Source organism: Mesorhizobium sp. (genome assembly GCF_024509055.1).
In the GTDB taxonomy this organism is placed as follows: Bacteria; Pseudomonadota; Alphaproteobacteria; order Rhizobiales; family Rhizobiaceae; genus Mesorhizobium.
Genome location: NZ_JANINM010000088.1, coordinates 1 through 5309, shown reverse-complemented (window position 1 = coordinate 5309; position 5309 = coordinate 1). Strand labels below are relative to the sequence as shown.

The window sequence follows — 5309 nt, the reverse complement described above, 5'->3', positions numbered from 1 at the left end:
TTATAGATGCTTCGAGGCCGCCGTCGACAGGCACGTTGGCGCCATTGATCCAGCGTGCGCCATCCGAGCACAGGAACAGCACCACCGGCGCGATGTCGCCGGAGGTACCGGCGCGGCCGACCCGTGAAATATCGCTGTCGACCTTGGCGTCGCCAAGTACCGTGCGGAACTGCTTCAGGATCGGCGTTTCGACCGGCCCGGGGCTGACCGCGTTGACGCGGATGCCGCGGCTCCTGAACAGCTCCTGGTGCGCGGCACGGAAGGTCCAAAGCAGCAGCAATTCCTTCGAGACGGGATAGCCTTCCTCATTCTTCACCCCGTGATCGGCGATCACTCCGGCGACATCGGGAAAACCCTCGACACTCACCATCGAGGCGGCGCGGTTGAGGTTGGCGCGCCAACCGAAGCCGGCGATCGAGGCGACGTTGACGATGGCGCCGCCTTCGCGAAGTTTTGGGGCCATCGCCTCCGAAAGCGCGCGCAGGCCGTAGAAGTTGACGGCGATGGTCGCGGCCGCGCCGGTGTTGCCGGAGAGGCCGGCGACGTTGCACAGCGCGTCAATGCGCTGCGGCAGCTGCGCGACGAGAGCATCGACGCCGGCCTTTGACGAGATGTCGGCCTTGACGAAGACGCCCTGGTGCGCGGCGGGCTCGCGCAGGTCGACGCCGATCACGTCGGCGCCGAGCTGACCGGCCAGTTCCGCCGTACGAGCGCCGATGCCCGAGGCGACGCCTGTGATGAGGATCGTCTTGCCGAAAAGCATGCTTATGCCTTCTCCCGATGTGTCTTTGTCTGTGCCGGCGCAACGATCTCGCTGGTCGGATTCGATGTGGTGGTCGGCAGCTTGACGCGATAGCCGACAGACAACAGGCGCCAGCCGAAGCGCTCTTCCAGTGTTCCCCAGAGGCCGCGCGGCAAGAAGAGCGAGAAGACAAGCGCGGTGGCGCCGAGGCCGATCAGATACCAGACGCCGGTGCCGCCGAACCAGGTCTCGATGAGGAAGAACAGCAGCGCGCCGAGGATGGCGCCCTCGAAGGTGCCGATGCCGCCGACCAGCACCATGAAGATCATGTAGGCGGTCCACTGCACGTTGAAGTAGGTTTTCGGCTGGAAGGTGATGGCGGTCGCCAGCCACAACGCACCGGCGACGCCGATGCCGAAGGCGGCGAGCACGAAGAGCAGACGCTTGGTGCCAGTGACGCGCACGCCAACGGAAGCCGCGGCGTCCTCATTGTCGCGGATGGCGCGAATTGCCGCGCCCGTGCTGCCGCGCAGCAGGCCGAACAGGATGGCGAGCAGTGCGGTCATCGAGGCGAGCGCCAGCCAGTAGATCGTCACGCGCCGGGTCGATGCGTCGTAGACATTGAGCGAGATCAGCGAGGTTCCGGTCTCGCCCTGGATCAGCCGGTCGAGATTGACGAGAAGGTGAGTGAGCGCCGCGATCACCCACATGCCGATGGCGAATTCGCCGTTCTTCAAGCGAAGCATGAAGAACGAGATCGGCCAGGAGACGGCGCCGACGATGACAGCAGAGACGAATAGCGCGAGGAAAGGATTGAGCCCGGCATTGGCGAGGCGGATGGCGAAATAGGCCCCGAGGCCGAAGAAGACCTGCTGGCCGACCGAGACGAGCCCGCCGAAGCCGGCGAGCGCGTTCCACATCGCGGCGAGGATCACATAGATGAACAGCGCGGTCATCCGGTCGACGGAGCCGACCGACAGGAATTGCGGCGCAATCGCAAGCAGCACGATGATCACCGCGACGCCGATGCCGGCGATGCGCGAGGCGGTCGTGCCGCGCTCGATGACTGGAGAGGCGCTCATGGCGCTTTCCCCGCTGGCAGGCGCAGCAGGCCGCGCAGACCGAGGCCGGATGTGTAGAGCCGGATGAACAATACGATCAGGAAAGCGACATGCCCGCCGATCAGGAAGCCCTGCGGGTGGACTTTCGCGCCGAGTGTCTGCGCCAGCGCCAGCACGATGCCACCGATCAGCGTACCCCAGAGCGAGCCGGCGCCGCCGATGACCGCCGCCTCGAAGGCGAACAGAAGCTGCGTTGCGCCAGCATAGGGATCGAAGGTGGCGCGCATGCCGAGGAAAGCGCCAGCGAGGCCGACGGTGACCATGGCGATCGCCGCCGCGATGGCGTTGGCGCGGCGCGCGTCGACGCCGACCAGTCCCGCCGTGTCGGGGTCTTCCGACGTCGCGCGGATCGAGCGGCCGAGGCCGGTGCGGGTCAGGAAAAGCTGCAGTCCGCCGAGCAGCACGACGGCAGTGAAGAAGATGATCACCGCCAGCTTGCCGACATAGATGCCGCCCGGCCATTCAAAGGAATCGTAGGACAGGCTGCCGATGAAAGGCGCCAGTGAGCGCGTGTCGGCGCCAAACTGCTCGAATAGGAAATTGTCGATGACGATGGCGAGGCCGAAGGTGGTGAGGATCGGCAGCAGCGCGCCACCACGCGCGCTGCGTTCGAGCAGGAAGCGTTGCAAGGCCCAGCCGATCGCGGCCATCAGCGGCAGCACGATGGCAAGGCCGTAGAAGGGCTGGATGTGGAAGCGTGAGGCGAGCAGCCACAGCGCGAAGGCCGACATCACCGCGAGGCTGCCATGCGCAAGGTTGATGATGCGCATCACCGAAAACATGAAGGAGAGGCCGCAGGCGATCAGCGCGTAGTAACCGCCGAGCAGGATGCCCTGGACGATCTGGTTGCTCATGCCGGCACGCCTCCGGCGCCTTTCCGGTGCAGGCCGAAATAGGCTTTCGTCACCTCGTCGCGCGACACGCTCTTGCTGTCGCCGGCCAGCGCAATCCGGCCTTCGAGCATGCAGATGACCTTGTTCGAAAAGGAAAGGGCGCGGTTGAGGTCTTGCTCGACCAGGATGATCGTCGTACCAGAACTGATCAACCCCTGCAGCGAGGCATAGACGCGGTCGACGACAAGCGGCGACAGGCCGAGCGAGACCTCGTCGAGCAGCAACAGGTCCGGATTGCTCATCAGCGCGCGGCCTATTGCCGTCGCCTGCTGCTCGCCGCCGGAAAGATGGCCCGCCTTGGCATGGCGACGCGGCTTGAGATTGGGGAAGGTGTCGAGCACCTTGTCTACGCTCCAGTCACCGGGACGGCCGGCTGTGCGGCCAAGCAAAAGGTTCTCCTCGACCGTCATCTGCACGAAGAGCCGCCGACCTTCGGGCACCAGCGCGATACCCTTGCGGACACGCTCGTGCGCGGGCACGCCGGAGAGGTCGACGTCGTCGAACAGCACACGGCCAGAGGTGGCCGGATGCGCGCCGGCAATCGCACGCAGCAGCGTCGTTTTGCCGGCGCCGTTGGCGCCGACCAGCGCAAGCGTTTCGCCACGCTCGATGTCGAAACTCACGCCACGCACGGCTTGCAACAGGCCATGGCGGACGACGAGGTCCTCGACAGAGAGTAGGCTCATTTCGGGCCTCCGCCGAGATAGGCGCTGATCACGTGCGGATCGGCCATCACCGCCTGCGGATCGCCATCGGCGATGATCTTGCCCGCGTCCATGCAGATCAGCCGCTCGGCCACCTGGAGCAGGACATGGACGATATGCTCGATCCAGACGATGCCGATCTTGCGGCGGCGCAGTTCACGGATGGTTTCGACAAGCTCGCTCGCCTCGCCATCAGTCAGGCCGCCGCCAATCTCATCCAGCAGAAGCAGGGTTGGCTTCGCGGCCAGTGCGCGCGCCAGCTCCAGCCGCTTGCGGTCGAGCAGGCCCAGCGTCTCGGCGCGCCGGTTGGCGACGCCCAGCATGCCGCATAGTTTCAGCGAGGCTAGCGCTTCCTCATAGGCTTCGTCGCGGCCGAGGCCGGCGCCGTGCGAGGCAGCAACGAAGGCATTCTCGAAGGCTGTCATGCCGCCGAAGGGCTTCGGCACCTGATGGGTGCGCACCAGGCCCAGCCGGCAGCGCTGCGTGGCGGGGAGAGCGGTCACATCGTCGCCCTTGAAGGCGATGATGCCCGCGCTCGGCGGGTAGGCGCCGGACAGCACGCTGAGCAGCGTCGTCTTGCCGGCGCCGTTCGGCCCGACGATGCCGACCGCCTCTTCGGCGCGCATGGCAAAGTCTATGTCGTCCAGCACGACCAGCGCCCCAAAGCGCTTGTGGATGCCGGCGGCGCTGAGGATCGCACCGTTGGGCGAAGCGTTCACAATGCCGTCCTCACGCCTGACGGATCAGCCGTTATAGGGCTGAAGCTTGGCCTCGACCGGCACCTTCGGGTCGGTGGCGTTCTCGGTGACTACGTAGTCCAACGGGAACTTGCTGCCTTCCTTTGCGGCCACCCATTGCGTGCCGATGATCGGGCCGGGCGAGACGTTCGGGACAGGACCGCTGGTGAAGTCGACCTTGCCGCCCATGGTTTCGGTCTTGAGCGTGCTCAGCGCCTTGGCGACTGCTGCCTTGTCCTTGGCGTTGGCGCTCGCCTTCAGCGCTGCGAAGCCGGCATCGAGCAGCGACATCGAGGCGCCAAGCTGCTGCGTCCACTGCTTGCCGCTCGTCGCCTCGTAACCATCGGCAAGCTCGGTTCCCGAAATGCCGGTCAGCGGCGACTTGTAGGGGAAGGCCTTGTGCCAATAGGCGGCGCTCGAAATCTTCATGCCGAGATCGCCGAGCGCTTCGATGTCGGAGGGGAACAGCCCCGTCTTGGCGACCTGGGCGATCTTGATCTGCCTTGTCAGCCCCTGCTGCGCGGCCTGACGCCAGAAGGCGGCGAAGTCCGGCGGGATCGGGAAGGAGTTGAAGATCTCGACGCCCTCCTGCTTGAACAGCGCGATCTGCGAGGAATAGTCGGTGGTGCCGGTCTCATAGGCGCCGGGATCGACGATGGTGAAACCCTGCTTGGCCAAAAGCGGCGCCAGATGGGCGCGGATGGCGTTGCCGTCGGCGTCGTTGGGATACATGACGCCGACCTTCTTGTTGGTCTCGATCAGGTTCCACTGCGAGATGTAGGCCTTGAAGAATTCCTCGACGCCGAAGCCGAAATGATAGGTCCATTTGAAGGGCGAGGGCTGGCCCGGCTTGGCCCCGCGACCGAAGTACCAGGCTTCCCAAGGCATGACTGTCGATAGGCAAGGTACCCCAGCCGCCTCGCACGCGTCAGCGACCGGATTGATGACTTCCGGCGTCGAGACGGCGAGCATCAGGTCGATGGCCTTGTTGTTGATCAAATCCTTGGCCAATTGGCCCGCGCGGGATGGGTCCGACTGCGTGTCCTGGTCGAGGATTTCGACGCTGTATTTCTTGCCGCCGAGCTCGATGCCGTTGGCCAGGGCCTTGCGGG

General features: G+C 65.3%; 6 protein-coding genes. All 6 read right to left on the bottom strand.

The genetic code is table 11. From position 1 onward, the window contains the following. Positions 1–763 (bottom strand): coniferyl-alcohol dehydrogenase (locus tag Q0L57_RS05510; RefSeq protein ID WP_296739199.1); only part of this gene is annotated, 763 nt, incomplete at its 3' end. 2 nt (positions 764–765) lie between these two features. Continuing rightward, positions 766–1824, bottom strand: a complete 1059-nt coding sequence (locus tag Q0L57_RS05505) for a branched-chain amino acid ABC transporter permease (protein ID WP_296739196.1) — start codon at positions 1822–1824, stop codon at positions 766–768. Further along, on the bottom strand, positions 1821–2717 hold the full coding sequence (locus Q0L57_RS05500; RefSeq protein ID WP_296739193.1) for a branched-chain amino acid ABC transporter permease: 897 nt from the start codon (positions 2715–2717) through the stop codon (positions 1821–1823). Before Q0L57_RS05500 ends, Q0L57_RS05505 begins: the two co-directional genes overlap by 4 nt. Beyond that, entirely contained in the window at positions 2714–3442 is a 729-nt protein-coding gene (locus Q0L57_RS05495; RefSeq protein ID WP_296739191.1) for an ABC transporter ATP-binding protein, read from the bottom strand. Before Q0L57_RS05495 ends, Q0L57_RS05500 begins: the two co-directional genes overlap by 4 nt. Further along, positions 3439–4179, bottom strand: a complete 741-nt coding sequence (locus tag Q0L57_RS05490) for an ABC transporter ATP-binding protein (RefSeq protein ID WP_296739187.1) — start codon at positions 4177–4179, stop codon at positions 3439–3441. The genes Q0L57_RS05495 and Q0L57_RS05490 overlap by 4 nt, the downstream gene beginning before the upstream one ends. Before the next feature lie 24 nt (positions 4180–4203). After that, positions 4204–5309: ABC transporter substrate-binding protein (locus Q0L57_RS05485; RefSeq protein ID WP_296739184.1), on the bottom strand; the 1106-nt coding region annotated here is incomplete at its 5' end.

What these genes read in the sequence shown, in the direction of transcription:
- Q0L57_RS05505 (WP_296739196.1), bottom strand. Translation starts at nt 1,824, where the DNA reads ATGAGCGCCTCTCCAGTCATCGAGCGCGGCACGACCGCCTCGCGCATC.
- Q0L57_RS05500 (WP_296739193.1), bottom strand. Translation starts at nt 2,717, where the DNA reads ATGAGCAACCAGATCGTCCAGGGCATCCTGCTCGGCGGTTACTACGCG.
- Q0L57_RS05495 (WP_296739191.1), bottom strand. Translation starts at nt 3,442, where the DNA reads ATGAGCCTACTCTCTGTCGAGGACCTCGTCGTCCGCCATGGCCTGTTG.